At 63.4% G+C, this 24,280-nt stretch carries 21 protein-coding genes and 1 pseudogene; 8 read left to right on the top strand and 14 right to left on the bottom strand.

What is annotated here, in order from left to right:
* Positions 1-80 precede the first annotated feature (80 nt).
* Positions 81-695 (top strand): 3'-5' exonuclease, encoded by a 615-nt coding sequence (locus ACIU1A_RS12050; protein ID WP_404927374.1) that lies wholly within the window; start codon positions 81-83, stop codon positions 693-695.
* Positions 696-722: 27 nt separating this feature from the next.
* On the opposite strand, the gene ACIU1A_RS12055 is transcribed toward ACIU1A_RS12050, so the two are convergent.
* From ACIU1A_RS12055 to ACIU1A_RS12070, 4 genes are all read right to left on the bottom strand, one after another.
* Positions 723-1,322, bottom strand: a complete 600-nt coding sequence (locus ACIU1A_RS12055; protein ID WP_224518948.1) for an ABC-type transport auxiliary lipoprotein family protein — start codon at positions 1,320-1,322, stop codon at positions 723-725.
* 94 nt (positions 1,323-1,416) lie between these two features.
* Positions 1,417-2,790, bottom strand: a complete 1,374-nt coding sequence (locus ACIU1A_RS12060; RefSeq protein ID WP_140498920.1) for an MlaD family protein — start codon at positions 2,788-2,790, stop codon at positions 1,417-1,419.
* Between the two features lie 14 nt (positions 2,791-2,804).
* Positions 2,805-3,623 (bottom strand): ABC transporter ATP-binding protein, encoded by an 819-nt coding sequence (locus tag ACIU1A_RS12065; protein ID WP_140498922.1) that lies wholly within the window; start codon positions 3,621-3,623, stop codon positions 2,805-2,807.
* Between the two features lies 1 nt (position 3,624).
* A complete protein-coding gene (locus ACIU1A_RS12070) occupies positions 3,625-4,812 on the bottom strand; it encodes an MlaE family lipid ABC transporter permease subunit (protein ID WP_404927375.1) in 1,188 nt (395 codons plus the stop codon).
* A 77-nt stretch (positions 4,813-4,889) separates the two neighbouring features.
* On the opposite strand from ACIU1A_RS12070, the gene dgcA reads away from it, so the two are divergent.
* On the top strand, positions 4,890-5,873 hold the full coding sequence (dgcA, locus tag ACIU1A_RS12075; protein WP_404927376.1) for an N-acetyl-D-Glu racemase DgcA: 984 nt from the start codon (positions 4,890-4,892) through the stop codon (positions 5,871-5,873).
* On the opposite strand, the gene ACIU1A_RS12080 is transcribed toward dgcA, so the two are convergent.
* Both ACIU1A_RS12080 and ACIU1A_RS12085 read right to left on the bottom strand, forming a co-directional pair.
* The gene (locus tag ACIU1A_RS12080; RefSeq protein WP_404927377.1) at positions 5,844-7,058 is read right to left on the bottom strand and encodes an MFS transporter; all 1,215 of its coding nucleotides are present in this window, start codon (positions 7,056-7,058) and stop codon (positions 5,844-5,846) included. The genes dgcA and ACIU1A_RS12080 overlap by 30 nt on opposite strands.
* A gap of 129 nt (positions 7,059-7,187) precedes the next feature.
* Complete coding sequence (locus tag ACIU1A_RS12085; protein ID WP_181168637.1) at positions 7,188-7,970, bottom strand: UDP-2,3-diacylglucosamine diphosphatase; 783 nt, start codon at positions 7,968-7,970, stop codon at positions 7,188-7,190.
* A 150-nt stretch (positions 7,971-8,120) separates the two neighbouring features.
* Here ACIU1A_RS12085 and ACIU1A_RS12090 point away from each other — a divergent pair, with 150 nt between their 5' ends.
* The 3 genes from ACIU1A_RS12090 to ACIU1A_RS12100 all read left to right on the top strand — a co-directional run bounded on the left by ACIU1A_RS12090 (position 8,121) and on the right by ACIU1A_RS12100 (position 12,661).
* Positions 8,121-8,900 (top strand): SDR family oxidoreductase, encoded by a 780-nt coding sequence (locus tag ACIU1A_RS12090; RefSeq protein ID WP_140560907.1) that lies wholly within the window; start codon positions 8,121-8,123, stop codon positions 8,898-8,900.
* A gap of 162 nt (positions 8,901-9,062) precedes the next feature.
* Positions 9,063-11,387, top strand: a complete 2,325-nt coding sequence (locus ACIU1A_RS12095; RefSeq protein ID WP_404927378.1) for an NADP-dependent malic enzyme — start codon at positions 9,063-9,065, stop codon at positions 11,385-11,387.
* A 77-nt stretch (positions 11,388-11,464) separates the two neighbouring features.
* On the top strand, positions 11,465-12,661 hold the full coding sequence (locus tag ACIU1A_RS12100) for a DUF2865 domain-containing protein (protein WP_404927379.1): 1,197 nt from the start codon (positions 11,465-11,467) through the stop codon (positions 12,659-12,661).
* Here the strand turns inward: ACIU1A_RS12100 and gltX are convergent.
* The 5 genes and pseudogenes from gltX to ACIU1A_RS12125 all read right to left on the bottom strand — a co-directional run bounded on the left by gltX (position 12,579) and on the right by ACIU1A_RS12125 (position 19,251).
* On the bottom strand, positions 12,579-13,952 hold the full coding sequence (gene gltX, locus ACIU1A_RS12105; protein WP_404927380.1) for a glutamate--tRNA ligase: 1,374 nt from the start codon (positions 13,950-13,952) through the stop codon (positions 12,579-12,581). The genes ACIU1A_RS12100 and gltX overlap by 83 nt on opposite strands.
* Before the next feature lie 199 nt (positions 13,953-14,151).
* On the bottom strand, positions 14,152-15,957 hold the full coding sequence (locus ACIU1A_RS12110) for an ABC transporter ATP-binding protein (protein WP_404927381.1): 1,806 nt from the start codon (positions 15,955-15,957) through the stop codon (positions 14,152-14,154).
* Positions 15,958-16,333: 376 nt separating this feature from the next.
* Positions 16,334-16,747 (bottom strand): GNAT family N-acetyltransferase, encoded by a 414-nt coding sequence (locus ACIU1A_RS12115; protein ID WP_404927382.1) that lies wholly within the window; start codon positions 16,745-16,747, stop codon positions 16,334-16,336.
* Between the two features lie 49 nt (positions 16,748-16,796).
* Positions 16,797-18,473 (bottom strand): NAD+ synthase, encoded by a 1,677-nt coding sequence (locus ACIU1A_RS12120; protein WP_404927383.1) that lies wholly within the window; start codon positions 18,471-18,473, stop codon positions 16,797-16,799.
* Between the two features lie 62 nt (positions 18,474-18,535).
* Positions 18,536-19,251 (bottom strand): annotated as a pseudogene (locus tag ACIU1A_RS12125) (DNA-3-methyladenine glycosylase I).
* Positions 19,252-19,340: 89 nt separating this feature from the next.
* Between ACIU1A_RS12125 and ACIU1A_RS12130 the strand changes: the two are divergent.
* Positions 19,341-19,901, top strand: a complete 561-nt coding sequence (locus tag ACIU1A_RS12130) for a DUF1003 domain-containing protein (RefSeq protein ID WP_404927384.1) — start codon at positions 19,341-19,343, stop codon at positions 19,899-19,901.
* Positions 19,898-20,485, top strand: a complete 588-nt coding sequence (locus ACIU1A_RS12135; RefSeq protein WP_140498949.1) for a DedA family protein — start codon at positions 19,898-19,900, stop codon at positions 20,483-20,485. The genes ACIU1A_RS12130 and ACIU1A_RS12135 overlap by 4 nt, the downstream gene beginning before the upstream one ends.
* A 22-nt stretch (positions 20,486-20,507) precedes the next feature.
* Here ACIU1A_RS12135 and ACIU1A_RS12140 read toward each other — a convergent pair whose 3' ends face one another.
* Positions 20,508-20,867 (bottom strand): diacylglycerol kinase, encoded by a 360-nt coding sequence (locus ACIU1A_RS12140; RefSeq protein ID WP_404927385.1) that lies wholly within the window; start codon positions 20,865-20,867, stop codon positions 20,508-20,510.
* Positions 20,868-20,944: 77 nt separating this feature from the next.
* Positions 20,945-21,364 carry a GFA family protein gene (locus ACIU1A_RS12145; protein WP_140515267.1) on the bottom strand — a complete coding sequence of 140 codons (420 nt, stop codon included), beginning with the start codon at positions 21,362-21,364 and terminating at the stop codon, positions 20,945-20,947.
* A 326-nt stretch (positions 21,365-21,690) separates the two neighbouring features.
* Between ACIU1A_RS12145 and ACIU1A_RS12150 the strand changes: the two genes are divergently transcribed.
* Positions 21,691-22,761, top strand: coding sequence for a GGDEF domain-containing protein (locus ACIU1A_RS12150; protein ID WP_140584333.1), 1,071 nt, complete (start codon positions 21,691-21,693; stop codon positions 22,759-22,761).
* Between the two features lie 46 nt (positions 22,762-22,807).
* On the opposite strand, the gene ACIU1A_RS12155 is transcribed toward ACIU1A_RS12150, so the two are convergent.
* Positions 22,808-24,181 (bottom strand): class II 3-deoxy-7-phosphoheptulonate synthase, encoded by a 1,374-nt coding sequence (locus ACIU1A_RS12155; protein WP_404927386.1) that lies wholly within the window; start codon positions 24,179-24,181, stop codon positions 22,808-22,810.
* Positions 24,182-24,280 lie beyond the last annotated feature (99 nt).

Raw genomic sequence — 24,280 nt, forward strand, 5'->3', positions numbered from 1 at the left:
ATGAAAAAAGGCGGGGGACTTGTCTCCCGCCTTTTGGCTTGGAAGGGTGGACGTCGCATCCGGAACTGGATCTCTGACTTGTGAAGACGGCGATCATATTCGACTGCGAGTTTCTTTGCCTTGAGGGCTCGCAACGCAGATTCTGGTGCGCGGCCCACGATCCCGACCCGGTCATCGCGCAGATCGGCGCGGTCAGGCTTGGGCTCGAAGACGACTTTCCCGTCCTGGGCACGCACAAGGCCTATGTCAGATCGATCGACCGGTTTGGCAGGAGATACGCGCTCGACCCTTTCTTCACCGAACTGACTGGCATCACAGAAGAAAAGCTGGAGATCGAGGGGGTCGCGCTAGGAGAAGCCCTTGTTGACGTCGATCGTTTCTCCAATGGGGCGCGATTTTGGTCCTGGGGCAAGGACGAACTGAACATGATAGCCATCAGCTGCTATATCGCAGGCATCCCCGCTTCCATCCCGGCCGCCCGTTTTGACAATGCCGTAAAGCTGCTGATCTCGGCCGGGATGCCGATCGAGGACCTGGCAAGGACGCCGAGCAACAAGCTTGCCGACTATTATGGCGTTGAACACCCGCCATTGCAGGGACACGACGCGCTCGATGACGCGCTGTCCGTAACCTACACCCTGCAGCACCTGATGAAGACTGGAAAGCTGCGGCCGGACGCCTTCGACCACTTGTAGCCTGATGGCGCCACCTGAGATCGCCGCTCAGATCGCCGAATCGGTCCAGCGCACGATCTGTTTGGCCGCGTCGCCGAAGGCAGCATCGAGCGCGCCGACATAGCCTTGGTTGCCGCTGCCCGAGACGGGCGCGGTCGCCGTAAAGCTCTTGGACGCACGCACCTCGCCATTGCGGTCGTTGAGGATGCGCACGAACAGGTCGACCTCGGCATGATCGCCGCCGTCGACACGGACTTCGAACGAACGGATCTCGACGATGACCTGGTAATCGATCGCCAGCCCCTCGCCCGGCTTGCCCACGCCGGCGAAGCTGCCAGAGCGCTGGAACGTCTCCGCCAGCCGTGCCTGCACGATCAGCGGCAGCCGGTCCGCCCATTGCGCGCCCTTGAGGTACTGGATCGAGCGTGGGGACGGTTTTATGACGATGTTCTGGCTGTCCAGCGCCTTGAGCGCGGACGGCTGGGCGATCAGGATCTGGCGGCGGCTGTGGCCATGCGCCTCGACCGACGGCGCCGACAGTTCGAATGTGTCAAGCGGCGCAGGCCCGCCGCCCGGCAGCGCGGCACAACCGGCAAGGGTCAAGGCAAGCAAGGCCACGCCCGATCTGAACACAATCGTCGACTTCACGCGCGATCCCTGCTGTCCCCGGCCTCACTATCCCTGGATTGTAACAACAACCCGCGGATGCAGACACTGTTTCTGCGGCGAGCCGAGACCGAAGTCAACGCCGCGCCCTGCCATCGTACTGCCGAACCTCGCCCTCGCCGCCCGACAGGATGCGCTGCGGATTGCGGCTGAGGTCGGTAACCGCCTCCTCGATGCGGCTGATCGAACGGCGGCTGTCCTGAACCAGCGCTTCGACATTCGAAAGGCCCTGGCCGGAGAACCGGGCTATATTGTCGGTGATGACGCCAAGCCGCGAATTCAGCGTATCGGCAACCTGCTTGAACGACCTCAGCGTGTCCCTGGCGTCCGCCATCACGCCGTCCGCCTGCCCCGAACCGAGCAGCTTGTCGACTTTGGCCAGGATGCCGTCGACGCGCACCGAGGCGTCGTTGAGCCGCTGCGCGAGCTGCCTCGCATCCTTGATCGTCTCGTCTATGTCGTCCGCCCTGTTCGCGAATTTGCCGGTCACCTTGGCGATGTCCGAGGCCGCCTTGTCGGCGCTTTCGCTTGCCTTCTGGATGTTGGCCAGAGCCGTGCGCACTTGCGCCGGATCGATGCCGTCGAGCACGCCGTCGACCTTGGCCAGCGTACCTTGCGTCTGCTTGGCGAAATCATTGACCGATCCCACGGCCGTATCGACATTCCTGATCACGCCATCGAGCTGTTTGGACGTTTCCTTGAGGTTGCCGGTCACCGTATCGACATTGGCGACGATGCTCTTGATCTTGTCCTTGTCGACGGCATTGAGCAGCCCTTCGGCCGCCTTCAGCGTGCCGTCGAGCTTGCCCGAGACGCCCTTCAGCTCATCGGACAGCGCGCTGACCGCGGACAGGAACTTGTCGACGCCGTCGGAATTCCTGGCCAGCGCGTCGGAGAACGTCTGCACATTCTGCACGGTCTGCGTCAGCGGCCCGCGCACATCCTTGGTGAACCCCTCCAGCTGCGTCAGTACCGTGTCGGCGCGCGTGAAGATGTTCTGCGCCGTCTGCAAAAGATTGGTCACCGCCGACGGGTTGGCCACGATCTCGGCGACCTTGCCTTCCTTCTCGGCCTGGTCGAGAAGTTTTACTTCCTTGGGGTCGGCGCCCTTGAGTTCGATATTGGCTTGTCCGGTCAGGCCCGCCAGGCCGATATCGGCCTGCGTCGATTTGGTGATCGGCGTCATGCGGTCGATCTCGGTGTCGGCGATGGCGACCGTCGGATTGTCGACATCGATATAGACGCGCCTGACGTCGCCGACCTTGACGCCGTTGAACAGCACGAAGCTGCCGCGGCCAAGTCCGGAAGCCGAGCCAGGGATGCGCACGCGCAACAATGTGGTCTCGCCTTTGTCGCCGATCGCCGCCGTCCAATAGACGAAGCCGAACGCCGCGAGGATCGCCACCAGCGTGAAGATGCCGACAATAACGTAGTTGGCTCTGGTTTCCATTGCTTCACTTATGGCTATGCGCGCGCGGCAAGATCAAGTTGCCGGGCTCGTTTTCCGCGGAAATACGATTTTACCCACGGTTCTTCACTCTTCAGCATGTCGTCGATGGTGCCTTCGACCAGCACTTTCTTCTTGCCGAGCACGGCGACGCGGTCGCAGGCGGTGAAAAGCGTGTCGAGATCGTGGGTCACCATGTAGACGGTCAGGTCCATCGTATCGCGCAGCTTGACCACCAACTCGTCGAATTCCGCCGCGCTGATCGGATCGAGGCCCGAGGTCGGCTCGTCGAGGAAGACGATGTCGGGATCGAGCGCCAGCGCGCGAGCGAGTGCCGCGCGCTTGATCATGCCGCCCGACAGCTCGGACGGGAATTTCTGCGCCGCGTCCGGCGGCAGCCCGACCAGTTCGACCTTGAGCATCGCCAGTTCGTCCATCAGCTTGCGCGGCAGGTCGAGATATTCGCGCATCGGCACCTGGACGTTTTCCAGCACCGTCAGCGCCGAGAACAGCGCGCCGTGCTGGAACAGCACCCCAAGGCGCATGTCGATGCGCAGCCGTTCGGCATCGTCGGCCTTTTCGATATCCACGCCGAACAGCTTGATCGTGCCGGACTGCTTGCGCGTCAAACCAAGGATGGTGCGCAGCAGAACTGATTTGCCGGCGCCCGAAGCGCCGACGAAACCGAGGATCTCGCCGCGCCAGATATCGAGCGACAGTTTGTCGAGGATCAGGTTGTCGCCGAAGGAAACGGTGATGTCATGCGCCGAAAGCACGACCTCGCTGTCATCCGCGCCCTCCTTGGCCCTGGTCTCGATGCCGTTTCCCATCGCCATTTCAGAACTCGATCGCTGCATAGAACATGGCGAAAAGCCCGTCGAGGATGATGACGACGAAGATCGATTTCACCACCGAGGCGGTCACGTGCTGACCAAGCGATTCGGCGCTACCGCCGACCTTCATGCCCTCGACCGAGGCGATGGTGCCGATGATCATGGCCATGAACGGCGCCTTGATCAGGCCGGCGAAAATGGTGCTGAGGTCGATGGCGACGCGCAGCCGGTCGATGAAGGCGGCGGGTGCGATGTCGGAATAGAGCCAAGCCGCGAGAATACCGCCACCGAGTGCGGCAAAATTGGCGATGATGGTCAGGCAAGGCAGGGCGATCACCAGCGCAACCAGGCGCGGAAAGACCAGCACGCCGATGGGGTTGAGCCCGATGACCTTCAGCGCATCCACTTCCTCGCGCATCTTCATCGAGCCAATTTCGGCGGTGATGGCGCTGCCCGAGCGGCCGGCGATCATGATTGCCGTCATCAGCACGCCGAGTTCGCGCAGGATCAGCACGCCGACGAGGTCGACGACGAAGATGTCGGCGCCGAAATAGCTGAGCTGGTAGGCGCCCTGCTGGGCAACGATGGCGCCGACGATCGCCGACATCAGCACCACCACCGGAATGGCTCCGACGCCCATGCGGTCGATCTGGTTGAAGATCGCCGCCGGATTGACGGCATGGCCGCGGCCGAGCTTCATCTGCGCGCCACGGATCGTGGCGCCCAGTATGTTCATCGAGGCGAGAAAATCGTCGCGCATTTCGTAGACGCGGCGGCCAACCGCCTCCAGCGCGCGAATGACGATGTTGGGCGGCCCGACCGGCCCCGATTCGGGCTCGCGCCGCACCGCATCGCCGACCGCGCCGAGCAGGATCGAGGCGACGTCGCTCTGGCCCTGCAGCCTGACCTCGACACCTTTCTTCTCGAAAGCGCTGACCAGGCGGTCGATCAGCCACGCGCCGGCGGTGTCGATCTTCTCGATATGCGAAAGATCGAGCGCCAAGGTCTTGAAACCGCTCCGTTTCTCGATTTTGCGCATCTCTGCGTCGATCGCGGCCACGGTGCGCGTCGTCCAGATTCCCGAGAAGGCGCAGCCGAGAACGCCTGCTTCCTCACCGATCGACACGCGCGGTTCGTGGTCAGCCTCCGAGGCGGTCTTGCCGCTTGCGTCGCGCTTGCCGATGGTCAACATGGCGTCCTGTTTAGCCTGACGGGTCCGGCCTTGTCGATTTGCCGACGACCCTTCTCGCACAGCCGGAGCAGAAAATTATGGCGCGTGTCATTTCGGTCGAGGCCGAGCGTTTTCCGATCGCCGGCACCTTCACCATTTCGCGTGGTTCGAAGACCGAAGCCGAAGTGATCACCTGCACGATCAGCGAAGGCGATTACACGGGCCGTGGCGAATGCGTGCCGTACAAACGCTATGGCGAGACCATGGATGGGGTTCGCGCCGCGATAGAGGCCATGCGCGGGCAAATCTCTGCTGGCATGGACCGGACAGCCCTGCTCGGCGCCATGCCGGCAGGCGCGGCGCGCAACGCCATCGATTGCGCCTTGTGGGACCTGGAAGCCAAGATCAGCGGCAAGGCGGTGGCGGACGTAGTCTGGCCGGCTCCTTTGCATCAGCTCGAGACGGCCTACACGCTGTCGCTGGGCGAACCCGAGGCGATGGCGGCGCAGGCCCGTGCCAACGCGGCGCGCCCGCTGCTCAAAGTCAAGATCGGCGGCGACAACGACATTGCGCGCATCCGCGCCGTCCGGCAGGCCGCGCCCGACAGCCGCATCATCCTCGACGCCAACGAGGGCTGGAACGACGACACCATCGCCGCGAACCTCGCCTTTGCCGCCGAGCAAGGCATCGCGCTTATCGAACAGCCGCTGCCGGCGGGCCATGACGGCATCCTGCGCCATATCGCCCATCCGGTGCCGATCTGCGCGGACGAGAGCGTGCATGAGGCGGGGGATCTGGCCGCGCTTACCGGTCTCTACGATGCCGTCAACATCAAGCTCGACAAGTCGGGCGGGCTGACGGCGGCGCTCGTGCTGCGCGACCGCGCCCGCGAACTGGGTTTCGGCGTCATGGTCGGCTGCATGGTCGGCACGTCGCTGGCGATGGCGCCGGCGGTGCTGCTCGCCCAGGACGCCGACTTCGTCGACCTCGACGGACCGCTGCTGCTTGCGCGGGATCGTGTGCCCGGCCTCGCCTATGAGGGATCGCTGGTTTCACCGCCCGATCCGGCGCTTTGGGGCTGAGCGCGCCGCGAGCCCGATCAGCACCAGGCCGATGATCGCGATCGGGATCATGGCCAGGAAGCCGTCGACCCCGAAACGGTCGTAGAGAGGGCCGGAGGCGAGCGTCACGGCGGCCATGAAGAAGCCGTTGAAGAAATAGGCGATGCCCTGTGCGGCACCGGTGCGCTCTTCCGAGACCGTTTCGCCGATCATTTTCTGCAGGCCGATCAGCACCATGGCCACCGACACCGAATGCAGGGTCTGGACGCCGAAAAACCCGGCGACGCCGAGGCCAAGCGGCCAGATCAGCGGAAAGGCGATCCAGCGCACGACCGCGCCGATGCCGGCAATCACCATCACCCTGACGACCGACACGGAGGCGAATATGCGGTTGAAAAACACGAACATGCAGACTTCGGCCACCACGCCCCACGCCCACAGAAGCCCGACGACGGTGTCGCCGATGCCGATCGACTTCCAGTAGATCGACACGAAGCCGTAAAGGAAGGCGTGGCTGGCGGTGAGGATGCCGACACCCAGGGTGAAATAGACGAAATAGGCATTGAAGAGACTTGGTGCCGAGTGCTGGATCTCCGCGGCCGAAAGCGGTGAGGCAAGGCGCGGCCGGCCAAGACGCGGCGCAAGCAGCGCGGCAAAGAGCGCGGCACCCAGTGCCGCGAAAATGATCGCCGGGACGGCTTGCGCCCCTGCCGCGGTCAGGATGAAACCACCGGCCACGTTGGCGCAGAGATACGAGATCGAACCCCACTTGCGCATGCTAGTGTAGTTGGAGCCGAAGCGGCGCACGCCCGAAAGCGCGAGCGAATCGGCCATCGGCGAATGCGGTGTCCATACGATCGTCAGCGCCAGCGACACCGCAAGCACTACGGCGTAGGAGGCCGGCAGAAAATAGCCGGCGGAAATGATCATCGATGCCGCGACGAGCGCGATATAGACGTCGGCGCGGTCCCTCGCCCGGTCCGCGAGCGCGGTGAGCAGCGGCGTCGTCACGACGCGCAGGAACATCGGAGCCGCCAAGATGACGGCGATCTGCTCGGCGTGAAAACCTTTCGCCTGCAGCCACAGCGGGAAGTAAGGCAGATGCGTGCCCTGCGACACGAACAATGTCGCGAAGATCAGGCTCATGCGCAGTTCGAAATGGCGAGGCTTGACGAGCTGTTCGGGTGAAAGCGGCGGCAGCGGCATGAATCGATCCAATAACGCTGCCGTCCACGAACGGCGAGCAGTGTGGATTGACCCTTAACATGAGGAAAAACCGGACGAAACCGATTGGCCTAATCGATTAACACCGGAATCTGTGCCTGGCACCCGCAGTCAGGCGGCCTGCACCACCCGGTCCTCGATCAGCATCGGGATGAAGGGTTCGTCCGGCGCGTCGGGCAAGACATGCGCCCAGGTCAGGATTTCCATCCGGCCGTCGAAATGTTCGACCACCGCCGTGCAGCTTTCCACCCAGTCGCCGGTGTTGATGTACTGGACATCGCCATAGTTTTCGATCGCGGCATGATGGATATGGCCGCATATGACGCCGTCGACATGGGAGCGCCGCGCCTCGTCGCTGAGTACCATCTGGAACGAGCCGATGAAGTTCACCGCCTTCTTGACCTTGACCTTGGCCCAGGACGAAAACGACCAGTAAGGCAGGCCGAGCAGCTGGCGCAGCCGGGTGATCACACGGTTGACCTGCATGGCGGCGTCGTAGGCGTGGTCGCCGAGATAGGCGAGCCAGCGCTGATTGTGCACGACCGTGTCGAACTGGTCGCCATGAATAACGAGCAGCCGCCTGCCGTCGGCGGTTTCGTGAATGGCGCGGTCGGCTACGACGATGCCGCCGAAATGCACGCCCTGGAACTGGCGGGCGAATTCGTCGTGGTTGCCGGCGATGTAGGTGATGGTGGCGCCCTTGCGCGCCTTGCGCAGCAATTTCTGCACGACGTCATTGTGGCTCTGCGGCCAGTGCCAGCTGCGTCTCAGGCGCCACCCATCGACGATATCGCCGACGAGATAAATGATGTCGGCATCGTGATGTCTAAGGAAATCGATCAGGAAATCGGCCTTTGCCGCCTTCGACCCGAGATGGACGTCGGAGATGAACATGCTGCGGAACGTGCGGGGCTCTTGGCCGGACATCGCGAATTCACCATTGCTTTCGCGAGCCTATGCCCCGATTCATGCAACAACCGTATGACGGTTGCGATTGGTCCAGCCCAAGAGCTAGCCTGCCGGCGAATCACAGGAGAAATCGTCATGGATCTCGGCATCCGCGGAAAGAAGGCCATCGTCTGCGCTTCGAGCAAGGGGCTCGGAAAAGGCTGCGCCATGGCGCTGGCCGAGGCTGGTTGCGACGTCGTCGTCAACGGGCGCAACGCCGAACTGGTGGCCAAAACCGCTGCGGAGCTGCGCGAGCGTTACGGCGTGACCGTCACGGAAGTCGTCGGCGATGTATCGAAGCCCGAGGTGCAGAAGGCGCTTCTCGCCGCTTGCCCCGAACCCGACATACTGGTCAACAACAATGGCGGCCCGCCGCTGCGCGATTTCCGCGAGCTCGATCGTGCCAAGATGCTCGAAGGCGTGACCCAGAACATGGTGACGCCGATCGAGCTGGTGCAGGCGGTGATCGACGGCATGGCCGTGCGCGGTTTCGGCCGCATCGTCAACATCACTTCGCTATCGGTCTATGTCCCCATCCCCGGCCTTGATCTGTCGTCCGGCGCGCGCGCCGGCCTGACCTCCTTTCTTGCCGGCGTGGCGCGCACGGTGGTCGACCGCAACGTGACCATCAACAGCCTGCTGCCCGGCAAGCTGGATACCGACCGACTGCGCGGTCCGCACGAGGCCGGCAGCGTTGAAGACCCGGCCGCGGCAGCCGCCCGCAAGGCGCGCATCAGTGCCGACGTGCCGGCCAAGCGGCTCGGCACGCCGGAAGAGTTCGGCCAGATCTGTGCCTTCCTGTGCTCGGTCCATGCCGGCTACCTGACCGGCCAGAACATACCGGTGGACGGCGGCCTCTATGTCAGCGCCTTCTGAGACCCGGTAGCACCGGCGCCGAAGAAATTCCGCTCAAGCCATTGAAATAGATCGCTTATCCCGGCTTCGTCGATGTGAATGGCGATTGCGTCATTTGGCGTCGCGAAAAACCTCGGCTGCATGCTAAGAAGGCGGCACGCAGGATCGCAGGGAGGCCCCGGAATGAACGGCGAGAGCAAGAAAACGGCACGTTCGGACCTCGACGAAGCCGCGCTCTACTTCCACAAGCACCCGACGCCGGGCAAGCTCGAAATCCAGGCCACCAAGCCGCTCGGCAACCAGCGCGACCTGGCGCTCGCCTATTCGCCCGGCGTGGCCGCCCCTTGCCTCGAAATCCGCGACGATCCGGCGACCGCCGCCGACTACACGGCGCGCGCCAATCTGGTCGGCGTCGTCTCCAATGGCTCGGCCGTGCTCGGCCTGGGCAATATCGGGCCGCTCGCCTCGAAGCCGGTCATGGAAGGCAAGGCGGTCCTGTTCAAGAAATTCGCCGGCATCGACGTCTTCGACATCGAGATCGACGCGCCCGAGATCGAGCGCATGGTCGAAACCGTGGCGGCGCTGGAACCGACCTTCGGCGGCATCAACCTCGAGGACATCAAGGCGCCGGAATGCTTCGAGGTCGAAGAGCGACTGAAGGCTCGGATGGGCATACCGGTTTTCCATGACGACCAGCACGGCACCGCCATCATCGTCGCCGCCGCAGTGCTTAACGGCCTGGAATTCGCCGGCAAAACCATTGCCGACATCAAGATCGTCACTTCGGGCGCGGGTGCGGCGGCATTGGCCTGCCTCAACCTGCTGGTCTCGCTCGGCGCCAAGGTCGAGAACATCTGGGTCACCGACCGGTTCGGCGTTGCCTACAAGGGCCGCACCGACGAGATGGACCGCTGGAAAGATCCTTATGTGAAGGACACGGAGGCACGCACGCTGGCCGACGTCATATCGGGCGCCGACGTGTTCCTCGGGCTTTCGGCCGCCGGCGTGCTGAAGCCGGAATTGCTCCAGCACATGGCGCCGAAGCCTTTGATCCTGGCGCTGGCCAATCCCAATCCGGAAATCATGCCGGAAGTGGCGCGGGCGGCGCGCCCCGACGCGATGATCTGCACGGGTCGGTCCGATTTTCCCAATCAGGTCAACAACGTACTGTGTTTTCCTTACATCTTCCGCGGCGCGCTGGACTGTGGCGCCAGCGCCATCAATGAGGAGATGAAGATGGCGGCGGTGCGGGCCATCGCCGCCCTTGCCCGCGAAGAACCTTCGGATGTCGCCGCGCGCGCCTATTCCGGCGAGACGCCGGTGTTCGGACCCGAATTCCTGATCCCCTCGCCCTTCGATCCGCGCCTCATCCTGCGCATCGCCCCGGCCGTCGCCAAGGCGGCCTGCGACACCGGTGTCGCGACAAGGCCGATCAGCGACTTCTCCGCCTATATCGACAAGCTCAACCGCTTCGTCTTCCGCTCCGGCCTGGTGATGAAGCCGGTGTTCTCCTCGGCCAAGGCGTCGAGTGCCAAGCGCGTCATCTACGCCGACGGCGAGGACGAGCGCGTGCTGCGCGCCGCGCAGGTGGTTTTGGAGGAAGGCATCGCCGAGCCGATCCTGATCGGCCGTCCGCACGTCATCGAGGTGCGATTGAAGCGCTACGGACTGCGCATCAAGCCGGGCGTCGACTTCGGCCTGATCAACCCGGAGGACGATCCGCGCTACCGCCATTACGTCGAGCTCCTAATCGAGCTGGCCGGCCGGCGCGGCGTGACGACGGAGGCCGCGCGCACCATGGTGCGCACCGACAACACCGTTATCGCGGCCCTCGCATTGAAGCGCGGCGACGCCGACGCCATGGTCTGCGGCCTCGAAGGGCGTTTCGAGCGGCACCTGCGCAACGTCACGCTGATCATCGGGCCACGAACCGGCATCAAGGACCGGGATCTGTCGACGCTGTCCATGCTGATCTCGCAACGCGGCATCATCTTCCTGACCGACACCCATGTTTCTGTCGACCCCACCGCCGACGAGATCGCCGAAATGACCGTGCTGGCGGCCGAGGAGATCCAGCGCTTCGGCATCGAGCCCAAGGCGGCCCTGCTGTCGCATTCGGATTTCGGCTCGCGCGATTCGCCGAGTGCGCTCAAGATGCGGCAGGCGGCGGCGATCCTGGCGCGCATCGCGCCCGAGCTGCAATGCGACGGCGAGATGCATGCCGATTCCGCGCTGTCGGAACATCTGCGCCAGCGCGTCTATCCGCATTCGCGTCTGAAGGGCGAAGCCAATCTCCTGGTGTTCCCCAACCTCGACTCCGCCAACATCACGCTGACAGCGCTCAGGACCATGATGGATGCCCTGCATGTCGGCCCGATCCTGCTCGGCACCGACAAGCCGGCGCATATCCTGACGCCCTCGGTGACTTCGCGCGGCGTCGTCAACATGACAGCGCTGGCGGTGGTCGAGGCGGCCCACAAGGCGCAAGCTGTCGTCGATCTGGGCTGAACACCAATTCGGGGGTAAACTGCGGTTTAACCACGAGCACGTAGCGTGCGGCGAACAACCAAGCAGGGTTTCGGCGGATGATGGGCAAAGGGTGGAAGCAGGCGCATCTCGCCGTGCTGCTTGGCCTGCTGCTTTCGGGCGCCGCCGTCTCCGAGCCGCAGGCCGCCTCGCGTGTCTGCCGCCAGCTCGAGACCGATCTTGCCGCGACCTCGCGCGGCAGTGGCGGTCCGGCCCTGATCCGGAAATATGACGCCGCGATCAACCGGCAACGCGAGCAGATTTCAAAGGCGCGCGGCCAGTCCAGCAGCGCCGGCTGCGGCTTCTCTCTATTCAGCCGCAATGTCAGCCAATGCGCTGGGTTCAACGCCACCATCGAGCGCATGAACGCCAATCTCGATAGCTTGCAGGCCAAGCGCGCCCGCCTCGCCGGCGGCGGTTCGCGGCGCGATCGCGCACGCATCCTGGCCGCGCTCGACACCAATGGCTGCCGCGAGGACGCGGTGGCGCCCCGCCGCGAACTCTTGCGCGAAGCGAAACGGGAACAAGGCAACGGCAATCTGTTCGACCAGCTGTTCGGCGGCGACACACGCCGGCTCGATACGCTCGACCAATCTGACGATCCCGACGAGGAGCGCAATATCCGCCGCGTGCCGGGCCGGTCCGGCATACCGGATTTTCCGGGCGTCGGCGGCGAGTTCCGTACCACCTGCGTGCGCACCTGCGACGGCTACTTCTTCCCGATGTCGAATGCCGCCTCGGTCGGCGATTTCGAGCGCGACCAGAAGAACTGCAAATCGAGCTGTCCCGGCACCGAGATCCAGGTCTTCTATTCGCGCGGCATGGGCGACGATTCAGCCGACATGACATCGTCGGTCACCGGCCGACCCTACAGCGAACTGCCGACGGCCTATCTTTACAAGCAGCCCAACCTGTCGCGGCCGCCGGCCTGCGGCTGCAACGCCGCGCAGAACTTCCAGATCATCGGCGGCAATCCGCCAAGCCAGCAACAGTCGCGGCCGCAAACGGAGGGCGCCCCGTTCATTCTGGTGCCTGCCTCCAAACCCGATCCAGGTGCCGATCCCGAGACGCTGGCAAACGCCGCAGGCGGGCTGGACCGCGACGCCATCAAGCGGCTTGCGGTCAAACCGGTCACATCGCCGGTCTCGACGCTGCCGCCGGAACAGCGGAAGGTCAGGGTCGTCGGGCCAACGTTCCTTCCCGACCCATCAGCGGCAATAGATCTGCAAGCTCCGGTCCCGAAGTCAGTCCGGTAAGGGCAAGCCTCAGCGGCATGAACAGCGTCTTGCCCTTGCGGCCGGTCGCTTCCCTGATCTTGGCCGTCCAGTCCTTCCAGACGGTCCCGTTCCAAGGCTCCTCGGGCAGCAGATCGATGGCCTGGTGAAGAAAATCTCGATCGGCGTCGGAAAATTCCGGCTTCTCCTGCGGCCCTTCGCGCAGGATGCGCCACCAGCCGACAGCATCGGCCAGCCTGTCGAGATTACCGCGCACAGCCAGCCAGAACGGTTCCGCCTGCTCGCCCGATATGCCGAGCACCACCAGCCGATTCTGCGCTTCGGAGAACGGCATTTGGTGCAGCAGCGTCCGGTTGAGCACGAAAAGCTCGTCCGGATCGAACTTTGCCGCCGACTTCGAGGTCGCAGCTGGGTCGAAACGGCTGGCGAGTTCGGCCAGGTCATGCGCGGCGGCGACATTCTCCGACGTGCCGACCAGCACGGCCAGCGATGCGACCGCCATCGGCTCGATGCCGTCCTCGCGCAGGCTTTCGATGGAGAGTGCGCCGGTGCGCTTCGACAGCCCCTCGCCCGAAACGGTGGTCAGCAGATTGTGGTGGCCGAATTCCGGCGGCTCGACGCCCAGCGCCCGGAACAGCGCGATCTGCACGCCGGTGTTGGTGACGTGGTCGTCGCCGCGGATGACATGGCTGACGCCCATCTCGATATCGTCGACAACGGATGGCAGCGTATAGAGATATGTGCCGTCCTCGCGCACCAGCACCGGGTCCGACAGCGAAGCGAGATCGACGGTTTCCTGCCCGCGCACCAGGTCATTCCAATGGATTTCGGTGCGCTCCGGCTGCTGCGGATCGCCGGTGAAATTGGGCAGCAGGAAGCGCCAGTGCGGCCGGCGGCCATCGGCCTGATATTCGGCGATCTGTTCCGACGTCAGCGTCAGCGCCTCGCGGCCATAGACCGGCGGCAGGCCGCGCGTACGGCGCACCTTGCGCCTGAGGTCGAGCTCCTCCGGCGTTTCATAGCAGGCATAGAGAACGCCCGCCGCCTTCAGCCGCTCGACCGCCGCGTCATAGATCTCGAAGCGACGCGACTGGTATTCGGTGGTGTCGGGAAAGATGCCAAGCCAATGCAGGTCGTAAAGGATGGCGTCGGAAAATTCCTGCTTCGAGCGCGCGACATCGGTGTCGTCGAAGCGCTGGATGAAGCGCCCCTTATGGTTCATGGCGAACAGCCAGTTGAACAGGGCGGTGCGCGCATTGCCGATATGGATGCGGCCTGTCGGCGAAGGGGCGAAACGAACGGTAACTGTCATGAGCGGGGCGTACCGGATGCTTTTGTGATTGACAAGACGCGCCCCCGTGCCGTGCCGCAGACATAGAACATGGCGCAAGCAATGAAAAGACTTGGCGGACGCGGCTCCGCCAGCAATCGCATGTCCCGCGCCGCCCGCCCGTCAGGCCGCCGGCGCCTGATGGGATGGCCTCCGGGCCAGAGCCGGAGGCCATCCCCGATCAGGTGACAAGTCCCTTGGTCAATTCGAGCGCCTGGCGCTCGAACAGGCGGCGGTAGATGCCGCCCGGCAGCCGGATCAGCGCGTCATGCGAGCCTTCCTCGGCGATCTTGCCGCGATCGAAGACCAACAGCCTGTCGAGCGCCCGCACCGTCGAAAGCCGGTGCGCGATGACCAGCGTGGTGCGGCCGACCATCAGCCGCTCCATCGCCTGCTGGATCAGCACCTCCGATTCTGAATCGAGGCTCGACGTCGCCTCGTCCAGGATCAGGATGCGCGCATCGGCGAGGAACGCGCGTGCGATCGCCACGCGCTGGCGCTCGCCGCCCGACAGCTTCACGCCGCGCTCGCCGACGAGCGTGCCGTAGCCCTTCGGCAGGTTGACGATGAAGTCGTGCGCGCTCGCCAGCTTTGCCGCGTGCTCGATCTCGGCCTGCGTGGCGCCGGGTCGGGCATAGGCGATGTTTTCGGCCAGAGAGCGGTGGAACAGGATCGGCTCCTGCTGCACGATGGCGATCTGCGCGCGCAGCGACGCCTGCGCCACCTCCGAAATGTCCTGGTCGTCGATCAGGATCCGGCCGGCGTTCACGTCATAGAGCCTCTGGATCAGCTTGACGAAAGTCGTCTTGCCCGACCCGGAATGGCCGACCAGCCCGACCCGCTCGCCCGGCGCGATATCGACCGAGAAATCGCGATAGAGCGGCGAACGGTGACTGCCATAATGGAAGGTGACGTCGTCGAAGGCGATGCCCCCTTGCGTGATGCGGATCGGTCCGGCGCCGGGCCGATCCTCGATGCCGAGCGGTTCGGACTGGAAATCGACCAGTTCCTCCATGTCGTTGATCGAGCGCTGCAGGTTTCGGATATGCGTTCCGATATCCCTGAGATAGCCTTGCAGGACGAAGAAAGAAGTCAGCACGAAGGCGACGTCGCCGGCCGTTGCCTGCCCCCACGACCACAGCATCAGCGCCAGGCCGATGACCGCCGCTCTCATCACCAGCAGCAGCACCCCTTGCGTGGTGCCGTTGATGGTGCCGCGCACCCAGGTCCGCCGCGTGCGGGCACGCCATTTGGCGACGACCTTGGCAAGCCGGTTCTCCTCGCGCTCCTCGGCGCCAAACCCCTTGACCACGGCGTTGCAGCTCACCGCGTCGGCCAGCGAGCCGCCAAGGCGTGTGTCCCAGGTGTTGGCGAGCCTGGCCGCCGGCGCGACATAGCCCAGCGACAGCATCGCCGTGACGGCGATGAACAGCACCGAGCCGGCGGCGACAACCGCTCCCATCAGCGGCCAGAACCAGCCCAGCAGCAGCGTCGAACCGACCAGCATGACGACGGACGGCAGCAGCGCGATCAGGATCGTGTCATTGAGCAGGTCCAACGCCCACATGCCGCGCGTCACCTTGCGCACGGTCGAACCGGCGAAGCTGTTGGCATGCCAGTCGGTGGAAAAGCGCTGGACACGATGGAAGGCGTCGGCGGCGATGTCGGCCATCATCTTCAGCGTCAGTTCGACGATACCCATGAAGGCCAGATTGCGCAGGACGACACCTGCCAACGCCAACGCCATCAGCATGGAAAACGCGGTCATCGCCGCATTCCAGGCGATCTCGTCGGCGCCGGCGCTGCTGGCGACGGCATCGACCAGCCGGCCGGAATAGAGCGGCGTCAGCACATCGGCCAACGTCGACAGCAGGAAACCAGCCATGATCAGCGAAAGCCGCCAGGGCTGGCGCCGCCAATGGGTGAAAGTAAAGCCAAGAACGCTGCGAAAGGCGCTCGCGCGCAAATCGATCTGAAAACGAGCCATGATGTCATTCGGGCGCAAAAAGCCCGATCCCGGTAAGGTCGAAAGTGAAAAAACCGCGCAAGGGGCTCAATGCCCGGGAATGCGGAGGTTCGGTTATGAATGGCCGCTTGCCCGAAGGCGGCGACCGGCATCGGCAAAGCCCTGTTCTCGATCCGGCTTCGTTCCGAGGGTGAAAACCCTGCGGCGCGCCGGTCGGGACCTAGGCTTCGCGGCCTCGCATAACGATGTCAAATCCTGGCATTCGGTCCTCCCTAAAGGAATCGCGGAGAGGCCCTTATAGAGATGCCGCATCGCATCGCCAAGGCTGGCGGTCACCAAAAACGGCATCTGGTCCAAGCACTGGGATAAATTTGCAACAACGGCAATGGCGCTTTTTTCAGGGGATCGGCTTACGATCGAGGCGCATGTACCGGCCATCCGTCGATGCCTTGAATCCCACTCTTTCATAAACCCCATGCGCGTCGTTGGTCGACAGGCTCCAGTGCGAAACGCTACCGAGCTCGGGATGATCGATCAGCGCCCGTACCAGCCGCGAGCCGATGCCCTGCCCGCGATGCTGCGGCCAGACGATGATATCGGCCAGATAGGCAAACACCGTGCGGTCGGTGATCGCCCTGCCGAATCCCACCTGGCTGCCGTCGATATAAGCCGCGGCGCAGAGCGAATTGGCAAAGGCGCGGCGGTGCGTTTCGTCGCTGCGCCCGCCGCCCCAATAGCTTGCCATCAACAGGTCGGATGTCGCCCTGAAGTCGATCCGTGACAGATCGAAGCTGATCTCACAGTCAGGCATCGCTACCCCTCGCCTGCGGCATGACGCGAATTTCGGCCGGAAACGGTGTCTAGCCGCGGTCCCTAAACCGGTTGGTGATGGGATAACGGCGGTCGCGGCCGAAATTCTTCCTGGTGATCTTCACGCCGGGCGCCGCCTGCCGGCGTTTGTATTCGGCGACGTAGAGCAGGTGCTCGATGCGCGTCACCGTCGCCCGGTCATGGCCGCGCGCGACGATGTCGTCGACGCCCATCTCGTTCTCGACCAGGCATTCGAGGATGTCGTCCAGCACCGGATAGGGCGGCAGCAGATCCTGATCGGTCTGGTTCTCGCGCAGTTCCGCCGACGGCGCCTTGTCGATGATGTTCTTCGGGATCACCTCGCCCGACGGTCCGAGCGCGCCCGGCGGCACGTGGCTGTTGCGCCAGCGCGACAGTGCATAGACCTGCATCTTGTACAGGTCCTTGATCGGATTGAAGCCCCCATTCATGTCGCCATAGAGCGTTGCATAGCCGACCGACATCTCGCTCTTGTTGCCTGTCGTAACCACCATCGAGCCGAATTTGTTGGAAATCGCCATCAGGATGGTGCCGCGCGCGCGGCTCTGCAAGTTCTCCTCGGTGATGCCTTCCTTGGTGCCTTCGAAAAGCTGCGTCAGCGCATGAAGGAAACCTTCGACCGGCTCGAAGATCGGCACGATGTCATAGCGGCAGCCGAGTGCGCGGGCACAGTCTTCAGCATCCTTGAGCAGATCCTTCGACGTATAGCGGTAAGGCATCATTACCGCGCGCAGCCGCTCCTCGCCCAGCGCATCGACGGCAAGGGCCGCGCAGATGGCCGAATCGATGCCGCCCGACAGGCCGAGCACGACGTTCTTGAAACCGTTCTTGTTGACGTAGTCGCGCAAGCCCAGCATGCAGGCGCGGTAGTCGGCCTCCTCCCGTTCGGGGATCTTCGACATCGGTCCTTCCGAACAGACCCAGTTTTCGCCCTGTCTCCTCCAGGTGGTGATGTCGACCGCCTCCTCGAACTGGCTCATCTGGAAAGCAAGCCGCTTGTCGGCACCTATGGCAAACGACGCGCCGTCGAAGATCAGCTCGTCCTGGCCGCCGAGCTGGTTTGCATAGATCATCGGCAGCCCGCATTCGATAACCTGGCGGATGACGACCTGGTGGCGCACATCGATCTTGGCGCGGTAGTAGGGCGAGCCGTTCGGCACCAGCAGGATTTCCGCGCCGCTCTCGGCCAGCGTCTCGCAGACGCCGATGTCGCCCCAGATGTCCTCGCAGATCGGGATTCCCAGACGCACGCCGCGGAAATTGACGGGCCCCTGGATCTCCGGTCCGGCCTGGAAGACGCGCTTCTCGTCGAACTCGCCATAATTCGGCAGATCGAGCTTATAGCGCTCGGCGATGATCTTGCCGCCATCGGCGAAGACGATCGAGTTGTGGGTGCCGGTTTTGCGCTTCAGCGGCGTGCCGATGATGACGCCGGGACCGCCATCGGCGGTGTCGGCGGCAATCTCCTGCGCGGCCCGCTCGCAGGCCTTCAGGAAGGCGGGCTTCAGCACCAGATCCTCAGGCGGATAGCCGGCGAGGAAAAGCTCGGTGTAGAGCACGAGATCGGCGCCTTGACGCGCGGCATCCGCCCTCGCCTCGCGGGCCTTGGCGAGATTGCCGGCGACGTCGCCGACTGTCGGATTGAGCTGGGCAACGGCGATGCGCAGTATGTCGGGCTTCTTGGTCATGCTGCTGACTTAGCGCGGCAAAATTCGCCCCGCAATGGCGTTTGCTTGGGCCAATTTCGACATCAGTCGTTGCCCATATAGTCGCGCAGCGCCTGCGGCGAATGGTTCTCCCCGATCGACATCGCCAGGATGCGCGAAATGTGCCGGCGCGGCAGGCCGGTATCCGCAACCCAACGGTTGACCTGGGCCTGGATCTTGTCGAGATCCTTCTTCGACGTCGGGCTTTCGGCGATATCGAGCCCGGCATCGCGAAGGGCGGCCGCCATGTCGGCCGAAATGACGAAGGCGTCCAACCCAGCCAGCGCAGGAAATACTGGCCGGTATTGCCGCCGAGCCGGCTCCCATGCTTGCCGAGATAGGCCATCAGCCCGACCTGGTCGTCGGCGGGCCACTCGGCGAGGAATGTGCCGAAGCCGCCATGCTCTTTTGACACGCGCTCGACGAAGGCGGCGTTGTCGCGAACGGATTTGATCTTCTGTGGATTGCGCACGATGCGCTGGTCGGACGCCAATTCGTGCCAGAAATCGTCTGGCTGGAACAGCAACCGCTTCGGCTCGAAGCGCAGGAACGCCTCTTCGAATCCGGGCCATTTCTGCTCGATGACGCGCCGGACGAAACCGGCGGCGAAGACGCGCTCGGCCATCGTCGACAGGATACGGTCATCGCCGATGTCGGCCACGGCGGCGTTGTCGGGAATCGGCCCGAGCAGCGAGACCAGTTCCTCCTCGCCGCCCTTGCGCTTTGCGGCGCGAGCGCGAATTTTCTTGAAGTCGACCATAAGTCCCTCCGGTTCCCATCAAATCTAGCACTTCCCGCGCGGGCCGGCAGCCTCTACCTCTATCGCCAGCCAAGCCCTTGGAGACGGCCATGAACAAGACGATCGACGATCTGGCGAACCGCTGGCTGAGACGAAAGCCGGACGGTCTCAGTGCCCTGGAGAACCGGGTGCTGCAGTCGACGCTCGAGCGCACCACGATCTCGAGGGACACCAACAAGGCCGTCGCCTTCCACCAGACCTTTGGCGACCGCCTTGCCGATAGCATCGCCCGCATCGGCGGTTCCTGGTCGTTCATCCTTGGCTTCATTGCCTTCCTGATCGTCTGGACATCAGCCAATGCCTGGCTTCTGGCGCGCGACGCCTTCGACCCCTACCCGTTCATCTTCCTCAATCTCGTCCTGTCCATGGTCGCGGCGCTGCAGGCGCCGGTGATCATGATGGCGCAGAACCGCCAGACCGAGCGCGACCGCATCGATGCCGCCCACGACTACGAGGTCAATCTGAAGGCCGAGATCGAGATCATGGCGCTGCATGAAAAGCTGGACGAAATGCGCCACGGCCAGATCATCGGCATGCGCGACGAGATCGTGCGGCTGACCGAACTGGTCAAGCGGATCGAAGAGAGGCTGTCGCAGCAATCGCCGTCATGAGCGACGCGATCCATCATTTCATCGAACAATACGGGCTGATCGCCGTTTTTCTGGGCTGTGTCGCGGAGGGCGAGAGTGCCGCCATACTCGGCGGCTTCTTCGCCCATCAGCATATCTTCGTCCTCTGGCAGACTGTCGTCGTGGCAGCGCTTGGGGCCTTCGCCGGCGACACCTGCTTCTTCATCCTGGGGAGAAGTTTCGCGGACCATCGCTATGTCGTCGGGTTGCGCAAGCGGCCCGGCTTCCGCCGCGCCTATCGTCTGCTCAACACCCATCCCAACATCTTCGTGCTGTCGAACCGCTACGTCTATGGCATGCGCCTGGTCGGTGGCATCGCGGCCGGCCTGTCGAACATCGCAGCACCCCGCTTCATCGTCTTGAACGCCATTTCCTCGGCGGTCTGGGCGGTGCTGTTCAGCACCATCGGCTATGTCTTCGGGTTGGGCGCCGAGCATTTCATCGGCCAGGCGCTGCTTCGCCATGAGCGGATATTGGTGGGCCTGGCTATCGGCCTGGCCGTGGCCGTACTCGCCTGGCTCATCGCCCGCCATTTCGCCCGAAAGGAACGCGCCAGGGAAAACTGACCGCCGGCCGGCGGTCGAAAGCTCAGATCGGCAGCCCGACGATACGCTCGATGATCGCGATGCCCCAGACGCCGGCGACGATCGCCACGGAGATCAGTACCGCCAGCGAACCGCAGTCCTTGGCCAGCTGGATGTCGACATTGAATTCGCGGCTAAAGGCATCGCAGGCCGCTTCGATGCCGGTGTTCAGCACCTCGACCATGATCAGGAGCAGCACCGCGCCGATCAGCAGCGCGTAGCCGCGCCACGACACCGAAACGAACCAGCCGATCGGAAGGGCAAGGGCGAGCAGCGCCAGCTCCTGCTGGAAAGCTTTTTCAGTTACGGCCAGCTTGCGGAACGCCCGCAGCGAGTTGAAATAAGCGTCGATCAGCCGCTGCATGCCAAACCCCTTTGCGAATCACCGGCACGGGATAAAGCAATGGCCCGATCAATGGAATAAGCTGGCTCGCCCAAAATTCATTCGTCGGCGACCTTCACCGATGGGGTCGACTTCTCGAATTGAGGCAGCGCGTCGTCGATCGAATAATAATCGCCCTTGTCACCCACGAATATGTGGCATTGGCCCTCGAGGCCTGTCGGTTCATCGAACGATCCCGCCAGAACCGAAACATAGGCGTTGTCCCGCGGTTTCCAGAAAAGCAGCGATCCGCATGTCTTGCAAAAACCGCGCCCGGCGAAGGCGGACGCCTCATACCAGGTGATGTTGTCGGCGCCGTCGATATCGATATTGGCGTCCGGGACATTGGTTGCGGCATAGAAATGTCCACTCTGCTTGCGACATTGCGAGCAATGGCAATAGATGACGCCGCGCAACGGCCCTCGCGTCCTGAAGCGAACCGCTCCGCATAGACACGATCCCGTATGATTTTCACTCATCGCACCATCCCAAAAGAAATCGCTGCTGACAGGATCCCAGCTTTTCGATGGCTGCGCGCAAGAAAATGCGACATGCATTTGGCACGCTCGGGAATTGTTTGTTCACAGATGAAGGCCTGTCCAGCCGGAATCAGCGAAAAACAGGCCGGATTCAGCGGATTAAGGAAACTTTAGCGCTGCTGCATCTATGATCCTCGCAAGCGAAAGTCGTGAGTGGGGACGCGCCTTCTTCGCAAGATGGACTGGAATGGCCAGCGTTCCCCAGGTCGGCGACATTGGATGCCTGCGAATGCCGCAGCGTGTTCCCGGGGAAGAGTGAACAGAACATGCAGCCGGCAGCCGCCCAGAGCGAACGAAGCACCGATATTGCGAGCACCGTCCTCGCCACAATGCGCCAGCTCGGCGTGCTCGGCCTGCCACGCAATTACGAGATCTTCTACGAGGCCTTGAGCGGATCCAATCGCGAGCTCAGCCTTGCCGTCGTGTCGCTGAGCGGCCGACCGACACAGGACGACCTCGACCGGATCGGACGCGCCTTCTTTGCCCAGAACCATGGCTCCGGCATCGTCGAGCACGCCAGGGAAGTCATCGCCAATGAACTTGAGGACATCGCTTCGCTGCTGAGGAGCGAGCGCAGCCACATCGAGAAATACGGCAGGATCCTCAACGAAACGTCGAGCGGACTCGGCAGAAACAGCCTGCTGTCGCCGGATGTTCTGCAGAAGATCGTCAACGCCATGGCGGTCGCCACCAATTCGACGATCGATCATGGCCGGCAAGTTGCCTCGACGCTCAGCGACAAGACCGCGGAACTGGAAAGCGTCAAGTCGAAGCTCGAGGAATACAAGCGCCTGGCCGACACCGACCCCCTGACGCAAATCTGGAACCGTCGCGCCTTCGACAAGGAAATCACCAGGATCTACAACAGCAACAAAGGCATCCTGTTCAATGCATTGATCCTCGCCGACATCGATCGGTTCAAGGACATCAACGACAGGTACGGCCATCCCGTCGGCGACAAGATCCTCCAGATCATCGCCGATATATTCCAGACCAGCATTCGCGCCGACATGTTCGTCGCCCGCACCGGCGGCGAGGAATTCGCGCTGATCGTCGAGGGCGCAAGCGAGGACGCCACCTACGAAATCGCCGAACGCATTCGCGCGCTGATCGAGCAGTCGCCTTTCACCAGCAGCCAGACCGGCATGAATTACGGCACCGTCACCGTCTCGATGGGAATTTGCATGGCATCCGAAGCCGAAGGCCCTGAAGACCTCTACAGCAAGGCAGACCGGGCGCTTTACCGCTCAAAGGTCAGCGGCCGTAACCGCGTGACCAGGCATTCGGCAATGGCGGGCCGCGCCGGCAAGAGCTGGCTGCTCTACAAGCAAGACTGATTTTTCGGCAGGAAGCGCTTTTCCTGTGAACTGCTTTGGACGAGGTTCAGCCGTTGGCGACCTGCTTGTGTTGCACCGGGTGGCTTTTCTTGAGCAGGTCCGACACCAGGAACGCCAGTTCGATGGCCTGGTCGGCATTGAGGCGCGGGTCGCAATGGGTGTGATAGCGGTCCTGCAATTCCTCGGCGGTGATGGCGCGGGCACCGCCAGTGCATTCAGTCACGTTCTTGCCGGTCATCTCGACATGGATGCCGCCCGGATGCGTGCCTTCGGCGCGGTGCACCTCGAAGAAGGTCTGCACCTCCTTCAGGATGCGGTCGAACGGCCGCGTCTTGTAGCCGGCCGCCTCGATCGTGTTGCCATGCATCGGGTCTGACGACCAGACGACGCTGCGGCCTTCCTTCTGCACCGCCCGCACCAGCTTCGGCAGATGCTCGGCGACCTTGTCGGAACCGAAGCGCGCGATCAGCGTCAGCCTGCCTGGCTCGTTCTCGGGGTTGAGCAGGTCGATCAGTTCCAGCAAGCCGTCCGGCGTCAGCGACGGGCCGCATTTCAGGCCGAGCGGGTTCTTGATGCCGCGGCAATATTCGACATGCGCATGGTCGGGCTGGCGGGTGCGGTCGCCGATCCAGATCATGTGGCCAGACGTCGCGTACCAGTCGCCGGAGGTCAGATCGACACGCGTCAGCGCTTCCTCATAGCCGAGCAGCAGCGCCTCATGGCTGGTATAGAAATCAGTCTCGCGCAGCGCGAAATTGGTTTCGGAGGTGATGCCGACCGCGCGCATGAAATCCATCGTCTCGGTGATGCGGTTGGCAAGCGACTCGTATTTTTCGGCCTGCGGGCTGTCGGAGACGAAGCCGAGCATCCAGCGATGCACATTCTCCAGGCTGGCGTAGCCGCCCTGCGCGAAGGCGCGCAAAAGATTGAGCGTTGCCGCCGACTGACGGTACGCCATTTCCTGGCGGGCAGGATCGGGAATGCGCGACTTGAGGTCGAATTCGATGCCATTGATGATGTCGCCGCGATAGCTCGGCAGCGTCACCTCGCCCTTGGTCTCGTTGTCGGACGAGCGTGGCTTGGCGAACTGGCCCGCAACGCGGCCGATCTTCACCACCGGCTGCGCACCGGCGAAGGTCAGCACCACCGACATTTGCAGGAACACGCGGAAGAAGTCGCGGATGTTGTCCGCGCCATGTTCGGCAAAGCTTTCGGCGCAATCGCCGCCCTGGAGCAGGAATGCCTCGCCGGCAGCGACGCTGGCCAGTTGCTTCTTCAGCTTGCGCGCTTCACCAGCAAAAACCAGCGGCGGAAAGGTGGCGAGCTGGGCCTCCGTGTTCTTCAGCGCGGCAAGGTCCGGATAAGCAGGGACCTGCTTGATCGGCTTTGCCCTCCACGAATTCGGCGACCATTTCGTCATCGCTGCACCCAACGCTCTTTCCGGCAAGCACCCTCGCCCGCCATTTCCAGCCCCCATGTGGGGTGGCGGCTCCATACACGAAGCCGATTTCCTATTCTA

Origin of the sequence: Mesorhizobium maamorense, from assembly GCF_044998965.1 — a bacterium.
Lineage (GTDB): Bacteria > Pseudomonadota > Alphaproteobacteria > Rhizobiales > Rhizobiaceae > Mesorhizobium.

What these genes read in the sequence shown, in the direction of transcription:
- ACIU1A_RS12145 (WP_140515267.1), bottom strand. Translation starts at nt 21,364, where the DNA reads ATGAGTGAAAATCATACGGGATCGTGTCTATGCGGAGCGGTTCGCTTC.
- ACIU1A_RS12100 (WP_404927379.1), top strand. Translation starts at nt 11,465, where the DNA reads ATGATGGGCAAAGGGTGGAAGCAGGCGCATCTCGCCGTGCTGCTTGGC.
- ACIU1A_RS12140 (WP_404927385.1), bottom strand. Translation starts at nt 20,867, where the DNA reads ATGCAGCGGCTGATCGACGCTTATTTCAACTCGCTGCGGGCGTTCCGC.
- ACIU1A_RS12110 (WP_404927381.1), bottom strand. Translation starts at nt 15,957, where the DNA reads ATGGCTCGTTTTCAGATCGATTTGCGCGCGAGCGCCTTTCGCAGCGTT.
- ACIU1A_RS12135 (WP_140498949.1), top strand. Translation starts at nt 19,898, where the DNA reads ATGAGCGACGCGATCCATCATTTCATCGAACAATACGGGCTGATCGCC.
- ACIU1A_RS12085 (WP_181168637.1), bottom strand. Translation starts at nt 7,970, where the DNA reads ATGTTCATCTCCGACGTCCATCTCGGGTCGAAGGCGGCAAAGGCCGAT.
- dgcA (WP_404927376.1), top strand. Translation starts at nt 4,890, where the DNA reads ATGGCGCGTGTCATTTCGGTCGAGGCCGAGCGTTTTCCGATCGCCGGC.
- gltX (WP_404927380.1), bottom strand. Translation starts at nt 13,952, where the DNA reads ATGACAGTTACCGTTCGTTTCGCCCCTTCGCCGACAGGCCGCATCCAT.
- ACIU1A_RS12115 (WP_404927382.1), bottom strand. Translation starts at nt 16,747, where the DNA reads ATGCCTGACTGTGAGATCAGCTTCGATCTGTCACGGATCGACTTCAGG.
- ACIU1A_RS12120 (WP_404927383.1), bottom strand. Translation starts at nt 18,473, where the DNA reads ATGACCAAGAAGCCCGACATACTGCGCATCGCCGTTGCCCAGCTCAAT.
- ACIU1A_RS12150 (WP_140584333.1), top strand. Translation starts at nt 21,691, where the DNA reads ATGCAGCCGGCAGCCGCCCAGAGCGAACGAAGCACCGATATTGCGAGC.
- ACIU1A_RS12095 (WP_404927378.1), top strand. Translation starts at nt 9,063, where the DNA reads ATGAACGGCGAGAGCAAGAAAACGGCACGTTCGGACCTCGACGAAGCC.
- ACIU1A_RS12090 (WP_140560907.1), top strand. Translation starts at nt 8,121, where the DNA reads ATGGATCTCGGCATCCGCGGAAAGAAGGCCATCGTCTGCGCTTCGAGC.
- ACIU1A_RS12130 (WP_404927384.1), top strand. Translation starts at nt 19,341, where the DNA reads ATGAACAAGACGATCGACGATCTGGCGAACCGCTGGCTGAGACGAAAG.
- ACIU1A_RS12065 (WP_140498922.1), bottom strand. Translation starts at nt 3,623, where the DNA reads ATGGCGATGGGAAACGGCATCGAGACCAGGGCCAAGGAGGGCGCGGAT.
- ACIU1A_RS12070 (WP_404927375.1), bottom strand. Translation starts at nt 4,812, where the DNA reads ATGTTGACCATCGGCAAGCGCGACGCAAGCGGCAAGACCGCCTCGGAG.
- ACIU1A_RS12155 (WP_404927386.1), bottom strand. Translation starts at nt 24,181, where the DNA reads ATGACGAAATGGTCGCCGAATTCGTGGAGGGCAAAGCCGATCAAGCAG.
- ACIU1A_RS12080 (WP_404927377.1), bottom strand. Translation starts at nt 7,058, where the DNA reads ATGCCGCTGCCGCCGCTTTCACCCGAACAGCTCGTCAAGCCTCGCCAT.
- ACIU1A_RS12060 (WP_140498920.1), bottom strand. Translation starts at nt 2,790, where the DNA reads ATGGAAACCAGAGCCAACTACGTTATTGTCGGCATCTTCACGCTGGTG.